At 54.6% G+C, this 1,125-nt stretch carries 1 pseudogene; it reads right to left on the bottom strand.

The annotated features are described in order from the left end of the window. Window positions 1–342 (bottom strand): annotated as a pseudogene (locus ACP7BV_RS27100) (hypothetical protein); the annotation flags it as partial. Window positions 343–1,125: the final 783 nt, after the last annotated feature.

Genomic DNA, 1,125 nt, shown 5'->3' with positions numbered 1-1,125 from the left:
CTCTTGCTTTCCGGGCAGTGAATGATCCAGATCGGAACTGCAAGATAGCGCTGCCAAAGCCTGCCTCGAGGGTGTCGCCACCGATGCCTCTTCGATGCTCGCACGCGCCAACACGACTGCCTGGTCAAAGCGCTCGTGGGGTGGCCATTGATCCAGGACACCCAACGTGCGTTCTTTTTCCACGCCGTTTGTTTCGATATAGCGGAACAGCCAAATACCGTTGGATGTGTTCGACATTTTTCGAAAGCCAACATGGAATCCCTTGCTGATTCTGTGCCAGAAAGGTTCACGCCGCAATTTCAGCTTGCTGCGGGCGCTCACGGTGTCGATCTTATGGGCCATGTTTAATCCTGCCGGCGAAAGTATTCTGCGGCGCAGAACGCGTCTGGTTCAAGCCAACAGATTCTCGTCCCATATCATCACTTGCAGTTCGAAATGTACGGGGAAAGTACGGGAAATTGTAGCGGATCGGTGCGGACGCTCATGGACACAAATCATACGACTTCATAGGAGAAAATTGTCCAGCGGAAGCCGTCGACGACCAGATTAACTCCATTCACACTGCAGGGGTCGCAAGTTCGAAACTTGCACTTCCCACCAAGAATTCGTTCTATATTAAAGGCTTGCAATGTTCAGTTGCAGGCCTTTTTTGCGTGTACGGGAAAAGTACGGGAAAACGTAGCCGGAAGTCGGCGCGTCTGGATCGAGGCGCAGGCCCGCAAGTTCGCCTTTGTTCGCGGAACTGAACGCGTGGCTTGGCCAGCGTGACCCGACGTTGTGGCGCGGATTGCCTCATCCCGAGTACCCAGGAGCTGAGCGTCGCCGACGTGTTGGAACAGGAGCAATCGCAGATGCTGCCGATGCCAACCGCCGTCGGCCGTCATCTCTCGGTGGCGGGAGATATAACCTGAACATCACGTGATAGGATCGTGAATGCCACTTGACTGGATCGAAGTAACGAGGGCAGCCCACCAACTGGCACTCGATCATGGTAGCCGCGCTCACTTTTATGTAGCGAAGCTGGCGACTGCAGCCATGAAAAAATGTTGGTGACTGTTCAGCCGCTATGCTGCGAGCTGGATAGGATTGCCTGTGAAGGCCCGAAGCAAGACCTCCAGCATTCCA

Source organism: Massilia sp. TSP1-1-2, assembly GCF_049896185.1.
Lineage (GTDB): Bacteria > Pseudomonadota > Gammaproteobacteria > Burkholderiales > Burkholderiaceae_D > Telluria_A.
Note: the sequence above shows the minus strand (reverse complement) of the source record. Positions and strands in the feature narration are given on the sequence as shown.